The following is a 1,162-nucleotide window of genomic DNA, read 5'->3' as shown; positions in this document are numbered from 1 at the left end:
GCGTGGCCGCGGAGCGGCTGGGGGTGACGGCCGAGACCGTCAAGGCGTACCTGCGGTCGGCGATGCGGAAGCTGGGGGTGCGGACCCGGGGACAGGCCGTGGTCGCGGCCCGCCGGGCGGGGTGGTTGCCGTAGGTTTGCGGTGTCTTCCCGATACGGGTATTACCAGCGGTACGACTTTGGATTTCACCGCCGCCCGGTCCGCTGTAATTTGCCTCACTGCACGGTCCGTCCGGAATTAAGGAGCCTGTTGCCTAATATTGGCCAGGACACGCCACACGGAGGGGAGCGGTGACCGTGCGACGGGACTTCAAGGAGCCTGGCAGGAGCCGCCCCGACCTGGTCATAGGCCGGGAGGAGCTGTACGCGCAGGCGCGGGAGCAGCTCGCCCGTGGGGGCAGCGTGCTGCTGCACGGCCCCGCGGGAATAGGAAAGTCGACCGTGCTGCGGGCACTCGCGGCGGAAAACGCCGGCGCGACGGGGACGGTGTTGCGCTGCTCCGCCACGGAGTCCGAATCCCATCTTCCGTTCCTGGCGCTGGCCGATCTGTTCGGTCTGGTCCTCGACAAGGTGTCCGCCCGGCTGCCCGCCGCCCAGCGCACCGCCCTGGAGTCGGCGCTCACCGGGCGCGGTGAGTCCACCCTCCAGCGGGACGGCCTCGCGCTGCGTCTCGCGGTGCTGTCCATGCTGCGGGCGCTGGCCGCCGAGGGGCCGGTCCTCGTCGTCGCCGACGACCTCCAGTGGCTGGATTCCGCCAGTGCCGAGCTCCTCGGCTTCGCCGCCCGGCGGCTCGGCGACAGCCCGGTGCGGATGCTGTTCGCGGTGCGCACGGACGGCGAGGAGTACGACCGTCATCTGCGCGCCTGCCCGCCGGACACGCTCGCGGTGCGGCTGGGCCCGTTCTCCCGGACCCAGGTGTCCGCGCTCCTCGACCACCGCGGCTACACCGCCCTGTCCCGCTCCACGGCCCGGGACATCCACCGCACCAGCGGCGGCAACCCGCTGTTCGCCCTCGAACTGGGCCGCGCCCTCGCCGAGAGCCCCACCCGGCCCAGACCGGGCGAGCCGCTGCCGGTGCCGACCTCGCTGCGGGCCCTGGTGCTGAGCCGCCTGGAGATGCTGTCGGACGAGGCGCGCCGCACGCTGCTGGTGGCCAGCGCGGG

The 1,162-nt window shown here is 72.7% G+C and carries 2 protein-coding genes; both read left to right on the top strand.

Annotated features, from left to right (window positions below; translation table 11 throughout):
• A partial coding sequence (locus B7767_RS14675) for a response regulator transcription factor (protein ID WP_143652459.1) occupies nucleotides 1-134 on the top strand: 134 nt, incomplete at its 5' end.
• Nucleotides 135-290: 156 nt separating this feature from the next.
• The coding region (locus B7767_RS14670; RefSeq protein ID WP_143652457.1) for an AAA family ATPase at nucleotides 291-1,162 on the top strand (872 nt) is incomplete at its 3' end.

Origin of the sequence: Streptomyces sp. 13-12-16, from assembly GCF_002114215.1 — a bacterium.
Classification (GTDB): domain Bacteria; phylum Actinomycetota; class Actinomycetes; order Streptomycetales; family Streptomycetaceae; genus Streptomyces.
This window is presented reverse-complemented; position numbering and strand designations above follow the sequence as displayed.